Raw genomic sequence first — 2,417 nt, forward strand, 5'->3', positions numbered from 1 at the left:
GTCGACCTCGTCGCCAAGGAGGCCCAGGCGTACGCCCCGGGCGACCCGCTCAATCCGGCCGCCGGCATGGGCGCGATCGTCTCGCCCGAGCAGACCGACCGGATCATGGGCTTCGTCGACGAGGCCAAGACCTCGGGGGCTCGCCTGGTCACCGGCGGCGAGCGGATCACCCGCGGCGGCAGCGACTGCTACGTCCAGCCCACCGTCTTCGACGACGTCGACCCGGCCGCCACCCTCGCTCGCGAGGAGGTCTTCGGGCCGGTCCTGGCGGTCACCGCCTTCGACACCGAGGACGAGGCCGTCGCGCTCGCCAACGACACCCAGTTCGGCCTGGCCGCCTCGGTCGCGACCGGCAGCCTGAGCCGTGCCCACCGGCTCACCGAGCGGATCCACGCCGGCACGGTGACCGTGAACGGCGTCGACGCCTTCAGCGCCTGGACCCCGTTCGGCGGGTTCAAGGGCTCCGGCTTCGGGCGCGACCTCTCGCTGCACGCCCTCGACAAGTACGTCGGTCTCAAGACCGTCTGGATCAACCACTGACCTCCAGCCCCACCAGCCAGGGACACACCATGACGCAGACCAACCAGCCGACCGTGCTCGCGGCCGAGCAACAGTCACATCTACGCAAGACCCTGCGACGTTTCGACATCGTCTTCCTGCTCATCGCCGCCGTCGTCGGGCTCGAGACCCTCGGGCAGGTCTCGGTCTACGGCGCCGAGGCGTTCACCTGGGCCCTCGTGCTCGCGGTGTTCTTCCTCGTGCCGTACGGCCTGATCTTCGCCGAGACCGGCGCCGCGTTCAGCGAGGAGGGCGGGGCCTACACCTGGGTCCGCGACGCCTTCGGGCGCCCGGCCGCCGCGGTGGCCGCGATCCTCACCTGGATCACCCAGCCGGTGTGGGTCGGTGGCTCGATGGCCTTCCTGGCCGCCGAGACCGTGAGCGTCTACATCACCCCGCTCGAGCACGGCTCGGTCGGCGACTACCTGTTCAAGATCGTCTTCATCTGGATCACCGTGGTGGCTGCGATCGCCAGCCTCGCCAAGGGCAAGTGGCTGCCGACCAGCGGCGCGATCCTCAAGGTCGGCCTGCTCGCCTTCTTCGTGCTGACCACGATCATCTACGCCGCCAAGAACGGCGTCGTCGACCTCAGCGGCGGCGACTTCAGCCCGACCCTGCTCGGCCTGTTCGGGTCGGTCCCGATCCTGCTCTTCGCCTACCTCGGCTTCGAGTCCTCCAACAGCGCCGCCGGCGAGATGGAGAACGCGGCCCGCGACGTACCGGTCTCGATCTTCCGCTCCTGCGCCACCGCCGCGGTCTGCTACCTGGTGCCGATCTTCGCGATCCTGCTCGTCGTCCCGAGCGACGACATCACCGGCATCGGTGGCCTCCTCGACGCAGTCGGCACGGTCTACTCCGTCTACGGCGCCGCGGCCGAGCCGCTGCTCACGCTCACCGCTGTCGTCTTCGTCTACATCCTGATGAGCCAGGGCGCGGCGTGGATGATCATCTCCGACCGGATGCAGGCGATGACCGCTGCCGACGGTGCCTTCTTCGGCGGGTTCTTCGGCCGCTTCCACGAGGGCCTCGGTACGCCGGTGCGGGTCAACATGCTCTCCGGTGTCGTGGCCACGGTGTTCCTGCTCGTCGCCATGCAGGTCACCGGCGACGGTGCCTCGATCTTCGGTGTCGTCCTGACCATCTCGATCTCCACCTTCCTGCTCAGCTACCTGCTGGTCATCCCGGCCGCGATCCGGCTGCGCACCCGCTACCCCGACCGCCCGCGCCCGTTCCGCGTGCCGGTCTCGGACCGCGGCTTCGCCGCGCTCGGCTGGCTGGCCTTCGCCTGGGTCCTGCTCGGCTCGTGGGTCGCTGTCTTCCCCGGCACCCTCGAGCGACTGTTCGGCGAGGCGTACCCGTTCCGGGAGATCTGGGGCGTCAGCCAGGTGACCTTCGAGGCCTTCACTCTCGGCACCCTCGGCTGCCTGCTGCTGCTCTGCGGCATCGGGTACGTCCGTGGTGCCCGTGTCCGCGCCGAGGTCGGCGCACCCGTCCCGTCCGTTCCTACCGAGGAGCCCACCCGATGACCGAGCAGACCGCTGGGCAGAAGCCCGTGGCCGCCCCGTACGACATCCTGTTCGAGCCCGTTCAGATCGGGCCGTTCACCACCAAGAACCGCTTCTACCAGGTGCCCCACTGCAACGGCATGGGCTACCGCGACCCCAGCGCCCAGGCGGCGATGCGCAAGATCAAGGCCGAGGGCGGCTGGTCGGTGGTGTGCACCGAGCAGGTGGAGATCCACGCGACCTCCGACATCGCGCCGTTCATCGAGCTGCGGATCTGGGACGACCAGGACCTGCCCGCGCTCACCCGGATCGCCGACGCGATCCACGAGGGCGGCGGCCTGGCCGGCATCGAGC

At 69.6% G+C, this 2,417-nt stretch carries 2 protein-coding genes and 1 pseudogene; all 3 read left to right on the forward strand.

What is annotated here, in order from left to right:
- Positions 1-540 (forward strand): aldehyde dehydrogenase family protein (locus ACRDPS_RS14770; RefSeq protein WP_431502406.1); only part of this gene is annotated, 540 nt, incomplete at its 5' end.
- 29 nt (positions 541-569) lie between these two features.
- Complete coding sequence (locus ACRDPS_RS14775; RefSeq protein WP_431502407.1) at positions 570-2,084, forward strand: APC family permease; 1,515 nt, start codon at positions 570-572, stop codon at positions 2,082-2,084.
- Positions 2,081-2,417 (forward strand): annotated as a pseudogene (locus tag ACRDPS_RS14780) (NADH:flavin oxidoreductase); the annotation flags it as partial. The gene ACRDPS_RS14775 and the pseudogene ACRDPS_RS14780, both read left to right, overlap by 4 nt.

Origin of the sequence: Nocardioides sp., from assembly GCF_050699375.1 — a bacterium.
Taxonomy (GTDB): Bacteria; Actinomycetota; Actinomycetes; order Propionibacteriales; family Nocardioidaceae; genus Nocardioides.